General features: G+C 66.8%; 18 protein-coding genes and 2 tRNA genes. 13 read left to right on the top strand and 7 right to left on the bottom strand.

The annotated features are described in order from the left end of the window. Positions 1-1,068 precede the first annotated feature (1,068 nt). From Q7C18_RS11945 to rpmH, 7 genes are all read right to left on the bottom strand, one after another. The gene (locus tag Q7C18_RS11945) at positions 1,069-1,962 is read right to left on the bottom strand and encodes a ParA family protein (RefSeq protein WP_396954367.1); all 894 of its coding nucleotides are present in this window, start codon (positions 1,960-1,962) and stop codon (positions 1,069-1,071) included. A 278-nt stretch (positions 1,963-2,240) separates the two neighbouring features. Continuing rightward, positions 2,241-3,011: a 16S rRNA (guanine(527)-N(7))-methyltransferase RsmG gene (gene rsmG / locus Q7C18_RS11940; protein ID WP_311025570.1), complete on the bottom strand. Its 771-nt coding sequence runs from the start codon at positions 3,009-3,011 to the stop codon at positions 2,241-2,243. A 95-nt stretch (positions 3,012-3,106) separates the two neighbouring features. Continuing rightward, positions 3,107-3,748 carry a R3H domain-containing nucleic acid-binding protein gene (locus Q7C18_RS11935; RefSeq protein WP_083277697.1) on the bottom strand — a complete coding sequence of 214 codons (642 nt, stop codon included), beginning with the start codon at positions 3,746-3,748 and terminating at the stop codon, positions 3,107-3,109. After that, the gene (gene yidC / locus Q7C18_RS11930) at positions 3,748-4,713 is read right to left on the bottom strand and encodes a membrane protein insertase YidC (protein WP_311025569.1); all 966 of its coding nucleotides are present in this window, start codon (positions 4,711-4,713) and stop codon (positions 3,748-3,750) included. The genes Q7C18_RS11935 and yidC overlap by 1 nt, the downstream gene beginning before the upstream one ends. Before the next feature lie 30 nt (positions 4,714-4,743). Continuing rightward, a complete protein-coding gene (gene yidD, locus Q7C18_RS11925) occupies positions 4,744-5,274 on the bottom strand; it encodes a membrane protein insertion efficiency factor YidD (RefSeq protein ID WP_070161644.1) in 531 nt (176 codons plus the stop codon). After that, positions 5,264-5,701 carry a ribonuclease P protein component gene (locus tag Q7C18_RS11920; RefSeq protein ID WP_070161642.1) on the bottom strand — a complete coding sequence of 146 codons (438 nt, stop codon included), beginning with the start codon at positions 5,699-5,701 and terminating at the stop codon, positions 5,264-5,266. The genes yidD and Q7C18_RS11920 overlap by 11 nt, the downstream gene beginning before the upstream one ends. A gap of 167 nt (positions 5,702-5,868) precedes the next feature. Next, the gene (gene rpmH / locus Q7C18_RS11915; RefSeq protein WP_083277696.1) at positions 5,869-6,006 is read right to left on the bottom strand and encodes a 50S ribosomal protein L34; all 138 of its coding nucleotides are present in this window, start codon (positions 6,004-6,006) and stop codon (positions 5,869-5,871) included. Between the two features lie 510 nt (positions 6,007-6,516). On the opposite strand from rpmH, the gene Q7C18_RS11910 reads away from it, so the two are divergent. The 13 genes from Q7C18_RS11910 to Q7C18_RS11850 all read left to right on the top strand — a co-directional run bounded on the left by Q7C18_RS11910 (position 6,517) and on the right by Q7C18_RS11850 (position 21,996). After that, positions 6,517-7,335, top strand: a complete 819-nt coding sequence (locus Q7C18_RS11910; protein WP_311025568.1) for a TetR family transcriptional regulator — start codon at positions 6,517-6,519, stop codon at positions 7,333-7,335. Between the two features lie 95 nt (positions 7,336-7,430). After that, entirely contained in the window at positions 7,431-8,363 is a 933-nt protein-coding gene (locus Q7C18_RS11905) for an ABC transporter ATP-binding protein (protein WP_070162338.1), read from the top strand. A 6-nt stretch (positions 8,364-8,369) separates the two neighbouring features. Continuing rightward, positions 8,370-10,031, top strand: a complete 1,662-nt coding sequence (locus Q7C18_RS11900) for a hypothetical protein (RefSeq protein WP_311025567.1) — start codon at positions 8,370-8,372, stop codon at positions 10,029-10,031. Positions 10,032-10,421: 390 nt separating this feature from the next. Beyond that, positions 10,422-12,029 (top strand): chromosomal replication initiator protein DnaA, encoded by a 1,608-nt coding sequence (gene dnaA, locus Q7C18_RS11895; RefSeq protein ID WP_070162334.1) that lies wholly within the window; start codon positions 10,422-10,424, stop codon positions 12,027-12,029. Positions 12,030-12,766: 737 nt separating this feature from the next. Further along, positions 12,767-13,894, top strand: coding sequence for a DNA polymerase III subunit beta (gene dnaN, locus Q7C18_RS11890; RefSeq protein ID WP_070162332.1), 1,128 nt, complete (start codon positions 12,767-12,769; stop codon positions 13,892-13,894). Positions 13,895-13,907: 13 nt separating this feature from the next. Further along, positions 13,908-15,155, top strand: a complete 1,248-nt coding sequence (gene recF / locus Q7C18_RS11885; RefSeq protein ID WP_311025566.1) for a DNA replication/repair protein RecF — start codon at positions 13,908-13,910, stop codon at positions 15,153-15,155. Continuing rightward, positions 15,152-15,751 carry a DUF721 domain-containing protein gene (locus tag Q7C18_RS11880; RefSeq protein ID WP_070162328.1) on the top strand — a complete coding sequence of 200 codons (600 nt, stop codon included), beginning with the start codon at positions 15,152-15,154 and terminating at the stop codon, positions 15,749-15,751. The genes recF and Q7C18_RS11880 overlap by 4 nt, the downstream gene beginning before the upstream one ends. A 221-nt stretch (positions 15,752-15,972) precedes the next feature. Next, positions 15,973-18,177, top strand: a complete 2,205-nt coding sequence (gene gyrB / locus Q7C18_RS11875; protein ID WP_311025565.1) for a DNA topoisomerase (ATP-hydrolyzing) subunit B — start codon at positions 15,973-15,975, stop codon at positions 18,175-18,177. 38 nt (positions 18,178-18,215) lie between these two features. Then, a complete protein-coding gene (gyrA, locus tag Q7C18_RS11870) occupies positions 18,216-20,876 on the top strand; it encodes a DNA gyrase subunit A (protein ID WP_070162324.1) in 2,661 nt (886 codons plus the stop codon). Further along, entirely contained in the window at positions 20,873-21,523 is a 651-nt protein-coding gene (locus tag Q7C18_RS11865) for a DUF3566 domain-containing protein (protein ID WP_311025564.1), read from the top strand. Before gyrA ends, Q7C18_RS11865 begins: the two co-directional genes overlap by 4 nt. Before the next feature lie 102 nt (positions 21,524-21,625). Continuing rightward, positions 21,626-21,699: transfer RNA gene (locus tag Q7C18_RS11860), tRNA-Ile, on the top strand. Between the two features lie 62 nt (positions 21,700-21,761). Next, complete coding sequence (locus Q7C18_RS11855) at positions 21,762-21,875, top strand: DLW-39 family protein (RefSeq protein WP_311025563.1); 114 nt, start codon at positions 21,762-21,764, stop codon at positions 21,873-21,875. A 48-nt stretch (positions 21,876-21,923) separates the two neighbouring features. Continuing rightward, a tRNA-Ala gene (locus Q7C18_RS11850) sits at positions 21,924-21,996 on the top strand. The last annotated feature ends 585 nt before the right edge of the window (positions 21,997-22,581 follow it).

The following is a 22,581-nucleotide window of genomic DNA, read 5'->3' as shown; positions in this document are numbered from 1 at the left end:
CGGCCTGAAGCAGAGATCATTCCTGCAGCCTTCAACCCAGCGTTTCACGTGGAACGATCTCATAGCCGGCGGGGCTGACATGATGGGAGGGCCGCACCAGCAGAGATGGATGCCTCTTCCGAGGCCCGCGTCCTTCTCGAAGTTCCTCCTGTGTGGGTTGCGCGACCCGGAAGAGCGCTTCATGTCGCCAGCGGAGACGACTCCCAGGTGCGCATGCAGATCCGCGACAGGCGTCATCCCCGAGGGATCGCGCACCTCTCCGCTCTGCCATGGATCGCAAGGTTTCACGTGGAACCGTCGGCCTCGGATCAGCCCGCCGTTGCGCCGCGTTCGCCACCGCCTGTCCCGCGGTACCCCTCCGGCAGTGTCTCCGCACGAGCCGGCCATCATCTCAGGACTTCTCATGAGAAGCGCCGAATCGCATCGTTCCACGTGAAACAGCCTCGACTGAACACCCGACGTCCTGGGCGCCCTGCGCCCGGCACGGCACCCCCTCACTGTTCACGGCGAGCGGACGCTGGTGTGATGGCCCCTGATCTTCGACGGGCAGCGTTCGGGAAGAGGCAGCGCAGTCGATCCGGCCGCACGGCCGGGGATGCGATGGCGTTCCACGTGAAACGGGCCTCCAACTAAGCGTCACGTCTCACCGTCCAGCTGCCGGGGTGCAGGGGTGCAGGGGTGCAGGGGACCGCAGCATCCGATTCTGATCCGCTCCCTCTTTCCCCCGGCCAGATCGGTAGGCACCCAAGTGCACAGGCTCCCAGCGCACAGAACACGACACCGCCGCGGTGACCAGCTCCGGGGACGTCCTGGGAATCGGGGTATCGCATGGGACGATCTGATACCCCGCCAGTCCTGTTCCACGTGGATCGCGTGCGCCTTCGCGGGGACTGGCCCGGGCACACGAGACGCGGTCAGAGCTCTTGGGTCACCCCTCGCCCAGGCCGCTCGTGGGGACAGGATCCAAAAGAAGATGACTCATGACAATGTGAGCCGACGCCAGCGACCGTCGTTTCACGTGGAACTCTCGGCGCCACGCCCATGAAGGGACCCATGACGGGGCCGTCATCAGCGCTGGGAGGCTGCTCCCCGCGTCACGATCTCCGCAGCGGCCTCCAGATACGCCAGGGCGCCCGTCGAGGAGGGATCGTAGGAGATCACGCTCTGCTGGTAGGAGGGGGCTTCCGAGATCCGCACATTGCGAGGGATGAGGGTGTCCAGCACGGCCTCCGGGAAATGCTCGCGGACTTCCTCGGCCACCTGTGAGGCCAGACGTGTGCGACCGTCGTACATCGTCAACACGATCGTCGAGACGGTGAGTGGGGGATTCAGGTGCTTCTGAATCATCTGAATGTTGTTCAGCAGCTGGCTCAAACCCTCCAGCGCGTAGTACTCACACTGGATGGGAATGAGCACCTCCCGCGCCGCCACAAAGGCGTTGACGGTCAGCAGGCCCAAGCTGGGAGGGCAGTCGATGAACACATAGTCCAGACGCTCCAGCCCCTGCTCCTCGCGGTACCGGTGGTACTGGTCCAGTGCGCGCTGGAGACGCTGCTCCCTCGCCACCAGCGAGACCAGCTCGATCTCTGCGCCGGCCAGGTGGATCGTCGCCGGGACCACCTGCAGCCGGTCCAGGTCAGGACAGTCGGCCACGACGTCGGCCAGGGAGAGGTCGTCGATCAGGACGTCATAGATCGAGTCCGTGTCTGCCGAATGGGGGACTCCCAGTGCCGTAGAGGCATTGCCCTGGGGGTCGATGTCGATCACCAAGACCTGGAATCCCTGGTCAGCCAGAGCCGCGGCGAGGTTCACCGTGGTCGTGGTCTTCCCCACCCCACCCTTCTGATTGGAGACCGTGATGGTGCGGGTGGTCTCGGGGCGCTGGAGCTCGGTCGCAGAGAGGACCTGCCGCCGTCGCCGTTCGTCAGCCAGCTCCGCCGCCAGCGGCGATGACGCGTCCATGCCGTCGAGGATCGATGATCCACGGGCGGTCTCGGCGGCCTGCTGCGCCGCTTCGCCCGTCGACGCGCCGGTGCCGCGTGTTCTGTCCTGGCTCGCCACAGGTCATCCCTCCCAAGGATCCGACGATCATCGGCGCCGACCCAGCGGTCAGCACCTCCAGCAGTCTAGGACACGCCCCTGACCGGAGGCATCCGCAACTTCCAGGTGAGGTCGAGGTCGGCCGCCCGCGCGTCCTCGCATTCCGGTGACGGTGCGCTCCGGTGACGGACACGCCGATGTCAACGTCGCGGGCAACGCAGCACCGTCGTCGTCTCCTCCAGAAGTCCCTCTCCCAGCTGCTCCACCACGGGACGGCCCAGACGATGCTTGGAGAACAGCTTGCGTGCCGCCGTGATCTCCTGGTCCACGCTGCGGCCCTTCAGGAGCAGAAGCTCACCGTCGTCCGCCAACAACGGAACTGTCAGGGGAATGAGCTTCTTCAGGGCTGACACGGCGCGGGCGGTGACGACGTCGGCCATCACCTCGTCGGTGACCTCCTCGGCACGCGCCCGGATCAGCTCCACATTGTCGAGCCCGAGGTCCTTCACCACCGTGTCCATCCACTGGACACGGCGTTCCATCGGCTCGATCAGCTGGAAGTCCACATCGGGCCGGGCCAGGGCCAGGGCGATTCCGGGCAGGCCGGCTCCGGAGCCGACGTCGGCCACGGTGCCGCCGGCCGGCAGCTCCGGACCCAGCACCGCACAGTTGAGGACATGCCGGGACCACATGCGTGGCACTTCCCGGGGACCCAGCAGGCCGTGCTCGATCCCCGTGCCGCACAGGTGCTCCACGTACCGTTCCGCCAGCGGCAGACGTTCCCCGAACAGCACCTCCGCGGCACGACGCTCCGCCGCGGTCAGCTCCGGGGGCTCCTGGGCGGGCCCGTGGGCCTCCTGGGCACCGGACAGCGCAGGCTCGTCCCCGTGTGCGTGTGCGGCGGCATCAGCGTCAGCGGCACGTCGCCGAGCCTCGACGTCGCCGAGGTCCTCATGCTGCGGTCGAGTCATCCTGCGTCCCCCTGGTGTCCGCCGGGTCATGCCGGCTGCCGGTCTGCTGATCGATCGATGCGCGCGATGCCTTCCGTCGGTGGAGGCCCGCTCCCTCAGGAGGCGGAGACCACCACGTGACGACGCTTGCCCTCACCTTCGGATTCGCTGACGAGTCCCGCCTCGGCCACGAAGTCGTGGACGATCTTGCGCTCGTAGGCGCTCATCGGCTCCAGATGGACGTCCTCACCGTGCTCGCGCACCTCGGCGATGGCGTCGTCGGCCTGCTTCTTGAGCTCCACCTGGCGTCGCTCGCGATGGCCTGCGATGTCGAGCACCAGCCGCGTGCGTTCGCCGGTGGCGGTCAGCACGGCCAGCCGGGACAGCTCCTGCAGCGCGTCGAGCACCTCGCCCTGGGGGCCGACGAGGTCGTTGAGCTCATCTCCGCCCTCCTCGGCGACGATGGAGATGAACGTCCGGTCCCCACGGATCTCGATGTCGATGTCACCGTCGAGGTCCGCAATGTCCAGCAGCTCCTCGAGGTAGTCCGCGGCGATGTCACCTTCGTCCATGTCTCCGCCGTCTGCCTCGTCTCCGCCGTCCTCACCCTGGGCGTCGTCGGCGTCGTCGGCGTCCACCTGTGGCTCCGAAGGGGCCCCTGCGGAGGAGTCGGCCACCTCCACGGTCTGCTCGGCGGCCTCGTCTGCCGGCGGCACGTCCTCGGACTCCACGGGGTGCTCAGTCTGCATCTGGCTCATCACTTCTTCTTCCTCTTCTTCTTCGAAGGCTGCGCCTGCTGACCGCGGTGCTTGCCGGTCGGCTTGGGCTTGTCCTCCTGCGTGGACTCGGGCTTCTCATTGATGGGCGGCAGACCCTTGGCCGCGCGGCGCAGGTTGAGCTCCTTCTCGGCCAGCGACCCCGGGGTCGGGTTGTTCCGGATGACCCACCACTGCTGTCCCATCGTCCAGAAGTTCGTGGCGGTCCAGTAGATCAGCACACCGACGGGGAAGTTCACACCGCCGATGACGAAGACGAGCGGCAGCATGTAGAGCATCATCTTCTGCGTCTGGGCGAACTGGCCCTGGAGGGCGGCCTCAGACATGTTCTTGCTCATCAGCTGCTTCTGGGTGAAGAACTGGGTGAGCACCATGGCCACGATCATGATCGAGGTCATGATCACCACATGCCATTCGGTGGGGTCCGACTGGAAGGAGGGCAGGAAGATGTCGGACATGCCGACGCCGAGCAGCTCCGAGCCGTCGAAGCTCTGCACCTCACCAGCGCTCAGCGCCCCATAGCCGTCCTGCTGGTACTGCTCCTGACGCATGCGGTTGAGCATCCAGAACAAGGCGAAGAACACCGGCATCTGAGCCAGCAGCGGCAGGCAGGTCATGAAGGGGTTGACCTTGTGCTTCTTGAACAGCGCCTGCTGCTCCTGGGCCATCGCCTGCCGGGAGACCGGGTCCTTCTTCCCCTTGTACTTCGCCTGGAGCTTCTGCACCTCCGGCTGGATGATCTGCATCCCGCGCTGGGACTTGATCTGCCGCACGAACAGCGGGATCAGGATCACACGGATGACGATCACCAGCAGGATGATCGAGATGGCCCAGTTCCAGCCGGACTCGGGGTCCAGCCCCAGGAAGGTGAGAGCTGTGTGGAACAAGCTCAGGATGAAGGAGACCGCCCAGGTGAACGGCGTCATCAGTGTGTCGAAAAAGCCCATATGTCTCTCAAGTCGTCGGCCCGGGCATGGTCAGCGCTGCCCGGAGTCTGCTGGATGCACGCCTTCACCCTGCGATGCGGGCGCCTCCGCATCGCTCGGTGCGCGCCCGTCGTCGGCGCAGTCGTGGTCCAGGGGGATCGGCGGATGGTTTGTCTCTATGATCGACGGTGCCGACCCCCGGGGCCAAATCCGCCGGCCCACCGGCACGTGGTCCACTCCGCCACCGGTGAAGGGATTGCAGCGCAGGATCCGCCAAGCGGTGAGCAGCGAGCCCCTGACCGCCCCATGCACCGTGACCGCCTCCAGCCCGTAGGCCGAACAGCTGGGGTAGTAGCTGCAGACCTGACCGTACAGCGGAGAGATGACGCGGCGGTAGCCCTTCAGGAGGGCTCCCAGCAGCTGCGACGGCAGGCGGCGCAGCCTGCCCCAGTGCTGGCTACGGACCTCGTGGGCGTTCGGCTGCGTCCGGGGGAGACCAGGGGTCTCCCCGACGGCCACGTAGTAGTCGCTGTGCCGAACCCACTCCGGATCCGCATCGCGGCTCAGACGCTCATCCCGCATCGGGCTCCCCCTCCCGACGACGGCGGCGAGCCTTGCGCACCGCACGCAGCAGCGTCGACCGCACTTCCGAGATCAGCTCGTCGTGGGCCGCCTCCACGGCCGCCGGCAGGGCACGGACGACGACGTCGAGCCGCGCCCCCTCGGGCACCTCCACCGAACCTTCGCGCATGATGTCCCAGATGATGTGCCGCAGGCGCCGTTGGGTACGGTGCCGGACCACGGAGTTGCCCACCGCCTTGGAGACGATGAATCCACAACGCCATGCCGCGGCGTCGGGGCCGACCCCCGGCGCTGGATCACCGGGATGGTTCGGCCGGTCCGCCAGCCGGGCGGAGATCACCACACATGATCCTCCCGCCCGTCCACCGGCCCGTGTGACGGCACGGAAGTCCGACGCCACGGTGACACGATGACGGCGGGGAAGCATGCGCGATGTCCTCCGGTCGGTCGGGCTGGGGCTGGCCTTCGGGGCCGGGCGATCCGGATCCGAGGCCCCAGATGCACGAACGGCCCGTACCCTCGAACGGGACGGGCCGTGGGTGCGGCGACGCGAAGGCGCCGCCCTGAGCCGTCGGGCGGCTCAGCTGACGTGGATCAGGCCGAGAGCGTCTTGCGGCCCCGGCTTCGGCGTGCCGAGATGATGGAACGGCCGGCACGGGTGCGCATACGAGAACGGAAGCCGTGCTTGCGGCTGCGACGGCGGTTGCTCGGCTGGAAAGTCCGCTTGCTCACTGTGTACTCCCACTGGATGGTTCGAAGTCTTCGGTGGAGACCGAACCGTCTGGTCGGCTCCAACTGCGGCGGGCCGAAAGTCTCGTCCCCGCACGCCTGAGTCGGTGTCTCCTCGGTCCGGGCACGCCAGAGGGCATGCGCCATTCAGAGCGACCTGTCAACACTAGACGCCGCATCGGCGCGTCGTCAAGTCGGGCCCTGCCGACAAGCGGACGGCCTCGCATCTGAGGAGGGCGTACCCTACACCACTTATCCACTGCTGTGCATAAACCTGTGCAGAACCTCGGCGTTCTCCACACGTCGTCCACAGTCGTGGAGAGGCCCCACCATACGGATCCAAGACCTTCGGCAGGGACGTCACAGCAATTTCTGGCGCCGGGCTCTTGTGCACTGAATGAACGTTAAGTTAGCGTCGTTCCAGCAGGGCTGAACGTACGTTCAGTCGATGATCCGCCCGGCGCACCGCGTTCGTTCTTCAGCATGCGTCGCCCCGCTCCCGAGGAGGTCCTCATGGTCACCCCGAGCACGGACTCAGAGCGCGACGGGCTCGACCCCCGGACCGCCGCCGCCAGTCACAACGTCACCGGCACCGGCAACACCTCCCCGCCCGCACAGGACACAGAAGCTGCGGAGTCTTCCGGCGCCGATCGCATCCTGGACGCGGCCATCGAGCTGTTCGGCGAGCATGGCTTCTCCGGGACCAGCCTGAAGGCGATCGCCCAGCGGGCCGACGTCTCCGCGCCCCTGGTCATCCACCACTTCGGTTCCAAGGCCGGTCTGCGCAAGGCGTGCGACGAACGGGTCGCGGAGCTCTTCTACCAGTTCAAGAGCGAATCGATCGCCCGGTCTCGGCCCGCCCTTCCGCGGAACTACGTGATGGAGGCCATCCAGGCCTCGGGCCCGATCATCCACTACCTGCTGCAGGCCTTCCTGGCCGGCGGCGACGAGATCGACGCCCTCATGGACCGTCTGGTGGAGGACTCACTGGAGTACACCGCGGAAGCCGAACGGATCGGCCTGATCCACCCCAGTGCGAATCCAAGGAACCGAGCCGTGGTGATGCTCCTGCAGTCCTTCGGCGCCCTGATGCTGCACAAGCAGATGAAGCGCCTGCTGGGCGCCAGTCCGCTGGAGGACTCTCCCGAGGATCTGGCTCCCTACATGTCCGCGGTCCTGGAGCTCTACACCCGCCCGGTGCTCAACGCCAAGGTGTACGGGGAGCTCGCCCGGCAGCTCCGCGAGACCCAACCCGAGCCGACCGCCGACGACACCCCAGTCGACGACACCCCCGTCGACCACACTCCCTCCGACATCGACCACCAGCCCTGACCCGGCCGGCTCCCCACCACAGGACGCCGTCGTCGCCAGGTCCGGGAATCACACTCCGCCCGCCACCCGCGGGCCCCACGAAAGGACCAGGCGTGATGAGTGAGAACCCTCCGGTCATCCGCACCGAGAAGCTCGTCAAGCGCTTCGGCGCCGTGCGCGCCCTCGACGAGCTCGATCTGACCATCGCCACCGGCGAGGTCCATGGCTTCCTCGGCCCCAACGGGGCCGGGAAGTCCACCACCATGCGCGTGCTGCTCGGTCTGCTGCGCGCCGACTCCGGCACCGTCGAGATGTTCGGGCGGGACCCGTGGCGCCACGCCGTCGCCCTTCACCGACGGCTGGCCTATGTGCCCGGCGACGTCGAGCTGTGGCCCAACCTGACCGGTGGTGAAGTGATCGACATGTTCCTCCGGCTGCGAGGTCCGTACTCCACCGCCCGCCGGGACGAGCTCATCGAGCGCTTCGCGTTGGACCCCCGGAAGAAGACCCGTACCTACTCGAAGGGCAACCGTCAGAAGGTCGCACTCATCTCCGCCCTGGCCTCCGATGTCGACCTGCTGCTGCTCGACGAGCCGACGGCCGGTCTCGACCCTCTGATGGAGGTCGTCTTCCAGCAGACCATCAAGGAGGCCACACAGAACGGTCGGTCCGTCCTACTCTCCAGCCATATCCTGGCTCAGGTGGAGGCCCTCTCGGACCGAATCTCGATCATCCGCGCCGGCCAGGTGGTCGAATCCGGCACGCTCTCTGAGCTCCGACACATGACCCGCACCACCATCGAGGTGGAGACGGCCCGGCCCGCCGGGGAGATCGCCGGGATGTCAGGAGTCCATGACTTCCGCACCGAAGGGGAGCGGATCATCTTCGAGGTCGACGGCGAACGCGTCGAAGACCTCATGCATCAGCTCGCACCGCTCGGGGTCCGGTCGCTGGTGGCCCATCCGCCGACGCTCGAGCAGCTGCTGATGCGTCACTACGGCGAGGACCTCGGCCACCGCAGTGTGGCCGAGGGCGCGCAGAAGGGGTGACACGCCATGCCTGAGACCACGAGCGGCACCCTGCCGCACACCTCCGTCTCCCCAGCTCCGACCGATGTCGCACCGTTGGCCCGCACCGGGTCGCTGCTGCGCTTCATGCTGCGCCGGGATCGCATTCGGCTCAGCATCTGGGTGCTGGGCATCGGCCTGATGGCCCTGTACTTCTCCAACGCCATCCAGGTCATCGCCGACGGCGTCGAGGAGCTCGCGCAGATGGCGGTGCTCTTCAGCGACCCCGTCGGCCGCATGATGACCGGTCCCGCCTTCGGCATGGACGAGCCGTCCTTCGAGCGGTTCTACGCCGCCGGGTACGTGCTCTTCCTGTACATCCTCTTCGCCCTGATGAGCGTCTTCCTGCTGGTCCGCCACACCCGGACGGAGGAGCAGACGGGTCGGGCCGAACTGGTGCGGGCCAATGTGGTGGGTCGGCATGCGACGCTGACCGCCGCCCTGCTGCTCACCGGCGGGGCCAACGCCGCCGCGGCCGTCCTCGTCTGGGTGGCCTCCGGTCCAGTCGCCGGCTATGACGCGGCGGGAACTGCCCTGGTCGCCGCAGGGGGCTTCTCCGTGGGCCTCTTCTTCATGGGAGCCGCCGCGGTGGCCGCCCAGCTGAGCCAGTCCTCACGGGGAGCCTCAGCCATGGCCGGGGGACTCCTGGGCCTGGCCTATCTGATCCGCATGGGCGGTGACATGGTGGAGCAGGGCGGCAGCGCGCTGTCCTGGTTCTCCCCGCTGGCGTGGTCCCAGCAGACAGCCCCCTACGTGGAGGACCGCTGGTGGCCGCTGCTGCTGCCGCTGGTCGCGGCGGCCGGGATGGTCGCCCTGGGCTTCTGGCTCAGCACCCGGCGTGACGTGGGCGCCAGCCTGGTGCCCCCTCGGCTCGGACGGGCCACCGCCCGGCCGTCGTTGGGCACCCCGGTCGGCATGGCCCTGCGGGTTCTGCGCGGGATGCTCCGTGGCTGGGCCATCGCCCTGGTCCTGGCCGCCCTGATGTTCGGCAGCTATGCCGAATCGATGGTCGACGCCGCAGACGGGCTCCCTGAAGAGGTCGCGATGATCATGACGGGGGACGACCTCATGTTGGGCTACCTGGCCTACATGTCGCTGTTCCTGGCCATCTTCGTGGCCGCCGCAGGAGTGAGCGGCCTGCAGGTCCTGCGCAGCGAGGAGGTCCACGGCCGCGCCGAGTTCGCCCTCTCGCTGCCCATGAGCCGCACCACGTGGCTGGGGGCGCATCTGGCGGTCCTCCTCGGCGGGCTGATGGCCCTGACCCTGCTGGTGGGTCTGGGGACTGCTGTGGGGGCGGGCGCCTCGCTCGGCGACCTGGAGCACACAGGGAGCCTGCTGCTGGCCGGGCTGCATCAGTTCCCCGCGGTGCTGGCCGTGGTGGGCATCGTCGTCGCCCTGTTCGGCTGGGTGCCGCGGATCGCGGGCACCGTGGGCTGGGTGATCATCGCCTTCTCCGGCATCGCCACGAACTTCGGTCCGATGCTGGACCTGCCGGACGCGGTGCTGAACCTGAACGTGTTCGGTCACTTGGCTCAGCACCCGGTGGAGGACATCACCCTGGCCCCGGTCCTCTGGCTCAGCACCCTCGGCGTGGCCGGCCTGGTGCTCGGCCTGCTCGGGTGGCGTCGACGCGAGGTCAACCGAGTATGAGCCGCTGACCGTTCTCCACATTTCCACAGCCCATTCCACAGGACCGGGGGCTGCTCGTCCCCTGCGCGGAGGAGCGGCCCCCGGAGGCTGTGCGGGGACATGTCTCCCCGCATCATCCGTCACCCATCACGTGGCCCCACCGCCCGCATGATCACGGGGATCTCCCCACCCTTCCGACTGACGGCTCAGCGTCCAGGGCAGTAGACTCGACGCACCGCCGGGCCGGGTCCTGCACGGTCCGTGCCAGCTGCGGTGTGCACATCGACTGCACATTCTCTGCACACCACGGAGGCAGAAATCCACAGGTGCGCGCGATACAGTCGACAAGCACAGGGACGGCGGCCACGCCGCGGCCCACAGCATTCATCGTCGTCGCAGGAGGGGAGCAGCGTGTCTGCCGACTCGGAAGTCAACGTGCCGGTCAAATGGCAGCAGGTGCTCACGGAACTCCGCGAGAACCACGGCATCACCGGACTCAAGCTGACCGACGTCGGCCGGGCCGTCCCCCAGGGTGACCAGCTGATCGGGGACACCCTGCTGCTGGCCGTTCCGCACGAGCGGGTGCGCGAGCTCATGCAGTCCACGCTCCAGCAGCAGCTCTCCGAAGCGCTGCGTGCCGTGTTCGGCAGGGACATCCTGTGCGCCTACGTCATCGACCCCGGCCTGGCCGCACGTCAGAAGGCCGAGTCCTCCGAGGCGCCCTCCGGGGAGCGGCCGGGCCCCGGCGTCCCCCTCTCGGGACGCGGCGAGTCAGCAGTCTCGGCCGCCTCGGCCTCGTCCACGGCCGTCGACGACGTCTACCCCGCGCCCGGCGAGTCCTTCGCCGATCCGCGGACCCAGCTGCGGCAGGATCCTCCCGCTCCGACGCGAGGACATGCTCCCCAGATGCCCGTGCCGCCGTCGGGCCTGGCCGGCAACGGGACCATCCCGCCGACGCCGTCGGACCCGCGACCCAGCGAGAGCTTCGAGACTTCCCGGCTGAACCCGCGCTACACCTTCGACACCTTCGTGATCGGGTCCTCCAACCGCTTCGCCCACGCCGCGGCCAACGCGGTGGCCGAGGCGCCGGCGAAGGCCTACAACCCGCTGTTCATCTATGGCGACTCCGGTCTGGGCAAGACTCACCTGCTGCACGCGATCGGTCACTACGCCCAGCGGCTCTACAGCGGGATCCGAGTCCGATACGTGAACTCGGAGGAGTTCACCAATGACTTCATCAACTCGATCCGCGACGACGAAGGCGCCAGCTTCAAGCATCTCTACCGCAATGTGGACGTGCTGCTGCTCGACGACATCCAGTTCCTGGCGGACAAGGAACGGACTGTGGAGGAGTTCTTCCACACGTTCAACACGCTCTACAACAACAACAAGCAGGTCGTGATCACCTCGGATCTGCCGCCCAAGCAGCTCTCCGGGTTCGAGGAGCGGCTGCGCTCCCGTTTCGAGTGGGGGCTGATCACCGACATCCAGCCGCCCGATCTGGAGACCCGCATCGCGATCCTGCGGAAGAAGGCCACGGCCGAGAACTTCTCCTGCCCGGACGACGTCCTGGAGTACATCGCCTCGAAGATCTCCACGAACATCCGCGAGCTGGAGGGCGCACTGATCCGCGTGACCGCCTACGCCTCGCTGAACAAGCAGCCGGTTGACCTCCCCCTGGCGGAGCAGGTGATGCGGGATCTGATCTCGGACGACCATGTCCAGGAGATCACGGCGGAGCAGATCATCAACGCCACTGCCGAGTACTACAGCTTCACCGTGGACGACCTGATGTCGAAGTCGCGGAACCGGACCCTGGTCACGGCCCGACAGATCGCCATGTACCTGCTCCGTGAGCTCACGGAGATGTCCCTGCCCAAGATCGGCCAGGCGCTGGGCGGCCGCGACCACACCACCGTCATCTATGCGGAGCGGAAGATCCGCGAGCTGATGGCCGAGCGGAGGGCCGTGTTCAACCAGGTCACCGAGCTGACGAACAAGATCAAGCAGCAGCGCTGACGCTGCCGCCCTTCCCCGGACCCTCCAGGGCGCATGTCGCGCAGGTCTCCATCGACCTGCTGTCAAGTCCATGGTCCACTGCTGTGGAGAATGTCGTCGTGCACAGCTCACATGGATGTAGTTCCGCAGGATGAGCGCGATCCGCGGCTGCGGCGAATCTCGTCATCCACAGTTTTTCTCACATATCCACAGGTATCGGTGGAGTTTGTCCACTGCCGTTCCCACACCTGTGGATAACCCAGTGGAGAGAGCACTGAAGAACTGACGCCACCCTGGGGATGAATCGCCCTGTCCTGCGGAGATCGCGAATCCGACCGCTGCGAGAATCCACCGCACGCCCACAGCACAAGCGGAGAGACTTCACTTAACTGTGCACACCGAGATCCCGGCGCATTCGCCGATCGAGGCAGTTATCCACAGAATCCACACCAGTTGTTAACACTGCTCCACTCCACCAGACAGAAAAGAGAGAACATCACAGGGCGGGTCGGCCCACGGTGACGACGACAGTGCCGCCGGCGACACGCCGTGCACAAGATATGGGGCCGAAGCGGCCTTGACTCGGCACATATCGTGGTGGATGCGGTGGCATCAAGCCCGGGCCAGCAGGTAAGCTCGACACTCGACACAGCAGCCGTGATGCTTGACAACTGCTCCACAGACGCTAAATGCGTCGATCCAGCGGTCCGAGCTCCCGACGGCTGGTCCCGACCGGCAGCACCGAAAGGCGGAGATCAGTGAAGTTCACTGCGGAGCGCGACGTCCTCACCGAGGCGGTCTCCTGGACGGCTCGTTCCCTCTCCCCCAGGCCTCCGGCCCCTGTGCTCTCGGGTCTGCTGATCACAGCTGAGGACCAGACCGTGACGATCTCGAGCTTCGATCACGAGATCTCTGCTCAGCTGCACATCGAGGCCGAGGTCGAGCAGCAGGGCACCGTTCTGGTCTCGGGACGTCTGCTCAATGACATCGTCAAGGCTCTCCCGGACGCTCCGGTCACCGTGGAGCTCCAGGACTCGAAGGCTGTGGTGACCTGTCGGTCCTCCCGATTCACCCTCGCGACCATGCCTGTCGACGAGTACCCGGAGCTCCCTGGTCTCCCGGAGCTCTCCGGAACCGTCGACGGCGCGGCATTCGCCCGTGCCGTCTCCCAGGTCAGCACTGCGGCCTCGAAAGACGACACGCTGCCGATCCTCACCGGGGTCAAGGTCGAGTTCGAAGGTGACAGGATGACGTTCCTGGCCACGGACCGGTACCGGCTGGCCATGCGGGAGATCACCTGGGCCCCCACCCAGCCGGACATCTCCACCTCCGCGCTCATCAAGGGCAAGACCCTCAACGATGTCGCGAAGTCGCTGGCAGGCTCAGGCGAACTGTCGATCTCGTTGAGCCAGGACACCGACCTGGTCGGCTTCAGCTCGGGAGGCCGACGCTCCACGAGCGTCCTGGTGGACGGTGACTACCCGAAGATCCGCCAGCTGTTCCCCGAGGAGACTCCGATCCATGCCGTGGTCCGGACTGCGGAGCTGATCGAGGCGGCCCGGCGCGTGTCCCTGGTCGCCGAGCGGAACTCCCATGTGCGGCTGCAGTTCACCGAGGAGGGTCAGGTCGTCCTGGACGCTGGCGCTGACGACGCGGCAGCCGCCTCCGAGGTCATCTCTGCGGAGCTGACCGGGGAACCGATCACCGTGGGGTTCAACCCCAGCTACCTCAACGAGGGTCTCAACGTCATCGACACCGAGTATCTGCGCTTCTCCTTCGTCTCTGCGCCGAAACCTGCCATGATCACGGGTCAGGAGACTCCGGACGGCGAAAACTCCACCGACTTCCGCTATCTGTTGATGCCGGTCCGGCTGATCAACCAGTAGCCCACGAGCGCCGATGCGGCTCTCCACCCTGAACCTGAAGGACTACCGCAGCTACGCCGACGTCGAGCTGACGCTCCACCCGGGCCCGAACGTCCTGCTGGGGTACAACGGCGTGGGCAAGACGAACATCGCCGAGGCGATCGGGTATCTCTCCACCCTGGGCTCCCATCGCGTCTCCCAGGATGTCCCGCTGGTGCGCCACGGCTGCACACAGGCGGTCATCCGGGCGCAGGCGCATCGGGGCTCCCAGGAAGCAATGCTTGAGGTCGAGATCAATCCCGGCCGCAGCAACCGAGCGCGGATCAATCGCGGTGCGCCGGTCAGGGCCACCGAGGTCCTCGGCATCCTGCGCACGGTGCTCTTCGCCCCTGAGGATCTGGAGCTGATCAAGGGAGCCCCCGCAGTGCGTCGTCGGTTCTTCGATGACCTCGCGGTGCAGCTGCGTCCTGCGCTCGGCCGGGTGCGGCTGGACTATGAGAAAGTCCTGCGGCAGCGCAACGCGCTGCTGAAGTCGATCCGCCATGAAGGGTTCACCCCCACCCACGAGTCCACTCTCGCGGTGTGGGACCATCAGCTCGCTGACGCGGGATCTCGGCTGATGCGTGCCCGGTTGGAGGTCCTGGCGGCTCTGCGACCCCATGTGGCGGAGGCCTACCGCCAGCTCTCGGGCAGTGTGCGGACGGCACGGCTGCGCTATGAGTCGTCGCTGGTCGCACCGGAGGCGGGCTCCGAGATCTCGCCGCTCGAGACGGCTGACCGGGCGCAGCTCGCGGATCTGTTGCGCGACGGTCTCGAAGGTGCCCGCAAGGAGGAGCGGGACCGAGCGCAGACGCTGGTGGGACCGCACCGGGATGACATCGCCTTCACCCTGGACGACGTCCCCGTGAAGGGATTCGCCTCGCACGGAGAGACCTGGTCGTTCGCCTTGTCTCTGCGCTTGGCGGCCTACCGGACGATGGTCGACGACGACCCTGCCGACGGGGCACGCCCGCTGCTGATCCTCGACGACGTCTTCGCAGAGCTCGACGCTCGCCGACGTCGTCGCCTCGCAGAACTGGTGGGGGAGGCGGAGCAGCTCATCGTCACCGCCGCCGTCGACGACGACGTCCCCGAGAGCCTGCTCCAGCACGGCCTGCGGGTCGAGTCGGTGGACCAGGTCAGCCAGGTCAGCGAACTGAACACCCCCGCTGATCCGAGCGGTTCGGACGCCCCGGATGCCTCGGACACCCCGGAGCATCCTGACCGGGAGCTCGACGGATGAGCGGCTCAGAGGCCGATCCCGGCGACTCCCCCGAGCTGGAGCCCAGCCCGGACGGGGTCCCGGCCCATGAGATTGAGGACGCGGCATCCCTCATCCTGGCCCGCATGCGCCGGGCGGCTGAGGCGCGCGGTGAGCATCGGATGCGGGGCATGCCGCGAGGCAGCTCGTTGGCGGGCAATCCGCGGGCCCCAGGTGCTCAGATGTCCGGACGCAGTGCCGGAACAGGCCCCGGCGCCAGCCGCCGTGACCCGAGTCTGCTGGGGTCGGTGGTGGACGGACTCATCAGCACCCGGGGATGGTCCTCCCCGGTAGCCGTGGGCTCGGTCATCGCCCGATGGGACCAGCTGGTGGGGCCGCAGGTCGCTGCGCACTGCCGGCCGGAGAGGTTCGAGGACGGGGTGGTCGACGTCGCCTGCGACTCCACCGCCTGGGCCACGAACCTGAAGCTCATGCAGCCGCAGCTGATGGACATGTTCACCCGGGAGCTGGGCCGCGGAATCGTCACGGGTCTGCGCATCCGGGGCCCGCAGGCGCCGAGCTGGAAGAAGGGTCGCTGGTCGGTCCGTGGGCCCGGTCCGCGGGACACCTACGGGTGATCGGATGCTGCGAGCTCGCAGACGCGCTCCTGCCGCGTCGAGGGCCTAAGGGTGGAATGGGGCCTCATCGACGGCCCCGCCAGAGCGTCCCAGTGGGCCTCTGCGGCCTTCTGGGCAAAGATTCTGCGGTGTCCACCGCAGGGAAATCGGGATTTCGGGCCACGAAGCGGTAGAATGAGGGCCTGGCCCGAGTGCGAGAGGTTCTCGGGTCAGTCCATGTCATGACCCGGCCGCTCCGCGCGGTCGCACCCCTGGTGATAAAGGAGACGGCAGAGCCCGTGACCTCGGAAGACAACTCCCTCCCGTCCGACGCCGAGCAGCCAGTGCAGCCGGCCCCTGCACCGCCCGGCGGATCCGCAGGATCGCCGTCCAGCCCGGCCGAGTACGGGGCCTCGGACATCACCGTCCTGGAGGGCCTCGAGGCCGTACGGAAACGTCCCGGGATGTACATCGGCTCCACCGGTGAACGTGGCCTGCACCACCTGGTCTACGAGGTGGTGGACAACTCGGTGGACGAGGCCCTGGCCGGCTACTGCACCCACATCGAGGTCACGCTCCAGGACGACGGCGGAGTGCGCGTCACCGATGACGGCCGCGGCATCCCGGTGGACATGCACCCCACCGAGGGACGTCCCACGGTCGAGGTCGTCATGACGGTTCTGCATGCCGGAGGAAAGTTCGGCGGGGGCGGCTATGCGGTCTCCGGGGGGTTGCACGGCGTGGGCATCTCGGTGGTCAACGCGTTGTCGACCCGTGTGGACACCACCGTGCGGCGGCAGGGCCACGAGTGGTCGATCTCCTTCGCCGACGGCGGCAAACCGTCCAAGGAGCTCTCCCAGGGCGCCCCCACGGAGGAGACCGGCACCACGCAGGTCTTCTACCCGGACCCGGAGATCTTCGAGAGCACTGAGTTCGACTTCGAGACGCTGCGCGCGCGCTTCCAGCAGATGGCGTTCCTGAACAAGGGACTGCGCATCACGCTTTCCGACGAGCGTCATATCGCGGCGAATCAGGTCGTCGTCGATGAGATCGTCGAGGGGGAAGGCTCATCGTCCGAGGGTGCCGAGGCCACTCCGGCGGAGCCCGGGGAGGGCGCCGAGGCGGTGGCCGAGACCCAGGCGGGCCGCGTCGTCGTCTACCAGTACGACCATGGCCTGCTGGACTATGTGAACCACCTGAACTCGGCGAAGAAGGCGGAGAACGTCCACGAGGACGTCATCGCCTTCGAGGCCGACGACGACGCCCGCGGCATCACCGCGGAGCTGGCGATGCAGTGGACCATGACGTACTCGGAGTCGGTCCACACCTATGCGAACACGATCAACACGCATGAGGGCGGCACCCACGAAGAGGGCTTCCGCGCGGCGATGACGAGCCTGATCAACCGCTATGCGCGGGAGAAGCAGATCCTGCGTGAGAAGGATGACAACCTCACCGGCGAGGACATCCGCGAGGGTCTGACGGCGGTGATCTCCGTGAAGCTCTCGGAGCCGCAGTTCGAAGGGCAGACCAAGACCAAGCTCGGCAACACGGAGGCACGCGCGTTCGTCCACAAGGTGGTCAACGAGCACTTGGGGGACTGGCTGGAGCGGAATCCCGGCCCGGCCCGGGACATCGTGCGCAAGGCGCAGTCCGCGGCACAGGCGCGCATGGCCGCTCGTAAGGCCCGGGAGAACGCCCGCCGGAAGTCTCCGTTGGAGACCCTCGGCATGCCGGGCAAGCTGTCCGACTGCTCGTCGAAGGATCCCTCGCGCTGCGAGATCTACCTGGTGGAGGGCGACTCCGCGGGTGGGTCGGCCAAGCGGGGCCGGGACCCGGAGACGCAGGCGATCCTGCCGCTGCGCGGCAAGATCCTCAACGTGGAGCGGGCCCGCCTGGACAAGGCCCTGGGCAACCAGGAGATCCAGTCGATGATCACCGCCTTCGGCACCGGCATCGGCGAGGACTTCGACATCGCGAAGCTGCGGTACCACAAGATCGTGCTGATGGCCGACGCCGACGTCGACGGCCAGCACATCACCACCCTCATGCTGACCCTGCTGTTCCGCTACATGCGGCCTCTGATCGAGCACGGCCATGTGTTCCTGGCGCAGCCGCCGCTGTACCGGCTGAAGTGGTCCAATGCTCCGCATGACTATGTGTTCACCGACGCGGAGCGTGATCACGCCCTGCAGGAGGGCTTGGCCGCGGGGCGCAAGCTGCCCAAGGAGCTGGGCATCCAGCGGTACAAGGGTCTGGGCGAGATGGACTACGGGGAGCTGTGGGACACCACGATGGACCCGCAGAACCGCACGCTGCTGCAGGTGTCCATGGAGGACGCCGCCGCCGCTGACGAGATCTTCTCGATCCTCATGGGAGAGGACGTGGAGTCCCGCCGCGGCTTCATCCAGCAGAACGCCAAGGACGTCCGCTTCCTCGACATCTGATCGTCTGATCGTCACCTTCCCAAGGGAGAGCACCACACGTGAGCGACACCACCGAGAACCCTGAGCAGCCGCAGCCCGAGGAGGGCGTCGAGGGGGCCGTGCTGACCGACCGGATCCGCCCCGTGGATCTGCAGACGGAGATGAAGCGGTCGTACCTGGACTACGCGATGGCCGTGATCGTCGGCCGTGCGCTGCCGGACGTCCGCGACGGCCTGAAGCCGGTGCACCGTCGGGTCCTCTACGCGATGTACGACGGCGGCTACCGACCGGAGCGCTCCTTCAACAAGTGCGCCCGTGTGGTCGGAGACGTGATGGGCAACTACCACCCGCACGGCGACTCGGCCATCTACGACGCCCTGGCGCGCCTGATCCAGGACTGGGTGATGCGTTACCCGCTGGCCTCCGGTCAGGGGAACTTCGGCAACCCGGGCAATGACGGCCCCGCCGCTCCGCGATACACCGAGACCAAGATGGCCCAGCTGGCCATGGAGATGGTCCGGGACATCAACGAGAACACCGTCGACTTCCAGGACAACTACGACGGCAAGCAGCAGGAACCGGTGGTCCTGCCCTCGCGCTTCCCGAACCTGCTGGTCAACGGATCGTCTGGCATTGCCGTCGGCATGGCCACCAACATCCCTCCGCACAACCTGCGGGAGGTCGCCGACGGCGTCAAGTGGTACCTGCAGAACCCCCAGGCGTCCCGAGAGGAGCTGTTGGAGGCTCTCCTGCAGCGGATCAAGGGCCCGGACTTCCCCACCGGGGCACAGATCCTGGGCACGCGAGGCATCGAGGACACGTATCGGACCGGCCGCGGCTCGATCACGATGCGTGCGGTGGTCAACGTCGAGGAGATCCAAGGCCGGACGTGCCTGGTGGTCACCGAGCTGCCCTACCATGCCAACCCGGACAACCTCGCGATCAAGATCGCCCAGCTGGTCAAGGACGGCAAGGTCAGCGGCATCGCCGACCTGCGGGACGAGTCCTCCGGCCGCACCGGTCAGCGACTGGTGATCGTGCTCAAGCGTGACGCCGTCGCGAAGGTGGTGCTGAACAACCTCTACAAGCATACCCAGCTGCAGGAGAACTTCTCGGCGAACATGCTCGCCCTGGTGGACGGCGTGCCCCGCACCCTGAGCCTGGACGCCTTCGTGCACCACTGGGTGACCCACCAGATCGACGTCATCGTGCGCCGCACCCAGTTCCGTCTGGCCAAGGCCGAACGGGAGGCGCACATCAAGGTGGGTCTGCTCAAGGCGCTGGACGACCTGGACCGCGTCATCTCGACGATCCGCGAGTCCTCCACCGTCGAGGTGGCCCGCCAGAACCTGAAGGCTCTGCTGGACATCGATGATGAGCAGGCTCAGGCGATCCTGGACATGCAGCTGCGCAAGCTGGCCGCCCTGGAACGTCAGCGGCTCCAGGAGGAGTACGACGAACTGATGCGCCAGATCGCCGAGTTCCAGGCGATCCTGGCCTCGGAGGTGCGTCAGCGCGAGATCATCGGCGAAGAGCTGGACGGCATCGTCGAGAAGCACGGCGATGATCGACGCACCCACATCGTGCGTGGCTATGACGGCGACATGTCGATGGAGGACCTGATCCCGGAGGAGGACGTGGTCGTCTCCATCACGCGCGACGGTTACGTCAAGCGCACCCGCATCGACAATTACCGCGCACAGAACCGGGGCGGCAAGGGAGTGCGCGGTGCACAGCTCCGAGCAGACGACGTCGTCGAGCATTTCTTCGTCACCACCACGCACCACTGGATCCTGTTCTTCACGAATCTGGGGCGGGTCTATCGGACCAAGTGCTACGACCTCATGGAGGCCGGGCGGGATTCGAAGGGTCAGCATGTGGCCAACATCGTCGCCTTCCAGCCGGATGAGACGATCGCCGGGGTCCTGCCGCTGAAGTCCTACGAGGACGCGCCCTATCTGGTGCTCGCCACCCGCAACGGCCTGGTGAAGAAGACCCCGCTGACGGATTACGACTCTCCGCGGCAGGCGGGTGTCATCGCGATCAACCTGCGCGACGACGACGAACTGGTCTCTGCGAAGCTCGTCTCGGCCGAGGACGATCTCATGCTCGTCTCCCGGCGTGGCCAGTCGCTGCGCTTCACCGCCGCGGATGACGCGCTGCGCCCGATGGGCCGTGCCACCTCGGGTGTGACGGGCATGAAATTCCGGGAGGACGACGAGCTCCTCACCGCGGACGTCGTCACCGAGGACTCCTATGTCTTCGTCGTCACGGAGGCCGGCTACGCGAAGCGTTCACATGTGGACGAGTACCGGGTGCAGGGTCGCGGCGGTCTGGGGATCAAGGTCGGCAAGCTCGTAGAGGACCGTGGGGATCTCGTGGGAGCCATGGTCGTGGAGGACGACGATGAGGTCCTCGTGGTCATGGAGTCCGGGAACGTGGTCCGCTCCGCTGTGGAGGGTGTCCCGTCGAAGGGTCGGGACACCATGGGTGTGATCTTCGCCAAGCCCCGGGGCAAGGACCGGATCATCAAGGTGGCTCGCAGTTCGGGTGCCGCACTGGCGGCCACGGGCGAGGACCAGGCCGCCGAGGAGGAGGGTCCCAGCTCCGCTGAGTCTGGCACGACAGAGACGTCTGAAGCTGACGTCGAGGCGGTGCAGGCTTCCGCCCAGCAGGATGGAGTAGCGTTGGACTCTGACAGCGATGGAGGTCATCAGTGAGCGCGAACACCCCTGAGGGCCGGTCCGGCTCCTCCTCGGCAGGGCAGACCGGCCGCTTCCCGGCGCCGCGTCCCCGTGCCCAGAGCACCGCCGCCGAGGACAGCGGCACCATCACCGCCACCCGTACGGGCTCCGGCTCTGGCAGCGCGCCGGCGCGGCCCAAGGCGGGGCCGGCCCGCCCGCAGGCGGCCCCTCGGCCGTCCTCTGGCGCGGCGGCTCGCCCCCAGGCTCCGCGCGGCGGATCACGGCAACCCGGTCTGGTGCGTCCGACGCCGAAGGCCAAAGTCCGCAAGGCACGCCTGCTGATCTCGAAGGTCGACCCGTGGTCGGTGCTGAAGATGAGCTTCCTGCTGTCGGTGGCGCTGGGCATCATGACGGTGGTCTGCGCGGTGATGCTGTGGTCCGTGATGGATCTGACGGGGATCTTCGACCGAGTCAACGACCTGCTGGCTCAGGTGCTGGGCACCGAGGGTGAGGGCTTCGCCATCGAGCAGATGGTGACCCTGGGCCAGATCGCCTCCTTCGCCACGATCATCGCCGTGATCAACGTGGTGCTGCTGACCGTGCTGGCGATGCTGGCAGCGATCCTCTACAACATCTCTGCCTCCCTGGTGGGTGGCATCGGTGTGACGCTGACGGATGACTGAGGCTCCGATTTGGAACCACTTCTGAAGCTGGTGTAATGTGGAGTGGTCGTCCTGAGGAGGACAGGCTCGTTGAGAGTTCATTCCCTCGGTGACGGCGTTCCAGGGCGTATAGCTCAGGCGGTTAGAGCGCATCGCTGATAACGATGAGGTCCGAGGTTCAAGTCCTCGTACGCCCACTCCTGATCCTGGATCACCGAACGACTCCGGAGCAGCAGGAATGCTCCGAGAGGAGAGTTCTATGCGACGTCTCGCTGTGACGGCCCTGCTCGTGGCCGGCATCCTCGGATATCGTCGATGGAAGCAGGCAGAAGATGGTCGTCAGGTGTGGCGAGAGGCCACGGACTTCCTCTGATCTGCGTTCCTGGTCAGGGTATGCGGTATCGACAACTTCACATCTCGCGGGGGCATGGCGCAATTGGTAGCGCATCTGCTTTGCAAGCAGAGGGTTAGGGGTTCGAGTCCCCTTGCCTCCACCGACAGAGAAGCCCCTGGGCCGGATTTCCGGTCCGGGGGCTTCTCGCATCTGTGGGTGCTGGGAGTCGGACCGTCGTGGCCAGGGCAGCCATTCCGCAGAGTAGTTTCCTGAATCACAGAATATTCACAGGAAGATCACGACCCGCCTGGAGGTCACCGGGAGATGACGGCCCGGGGACATGAATGAGAGCTTTCAGGACTGGTTTCATGGGCGCTTCGGGAGAGTCACGTGACGGGCGGATCGCCGTCTTTCCAGGTCAGAAGCGCTTTAGTTTCGAGGCGCCAACCGCGATGCATGCCTTCGCGGCACAGATGGCACCAACTATAGGCCCCGGTCGTTGGTGCCGGCAACTATCACTGCCCGGTTACGGACAGGCGGCGGTGTGTGTGGCGAGAAGCCTCCAGTGGACGGCTCGTAGAAGCCTTGAGAGAACCTTGACAGAGCCCGAGCGGTTGGATTGGCTGATACGGGGACATGGCCCGACCGCGCGTCGGTGACCAGGTCTCTCGCCAACCACCTGATTGGAGAGGAAGGCATGCAAGGGGAATCCATGCATCATGCGCAAGGGGGGAAACCGCGACCC

Origin of the sequence: Nesterenkonia sp. CL21, from assembly GCF_031705515.1 — a bacterium.
GTDB lineage: Bacteria > Actinomycetota > Actinomycetes > Actinomycetales > Micrococcaceae > Nesterenkonia > Nesterenkonia aethiopica.
Note: the sequence above shows the minus strand (reverse complement) of the source record. Positions and strands in the feature narration are given on the sequence as shown.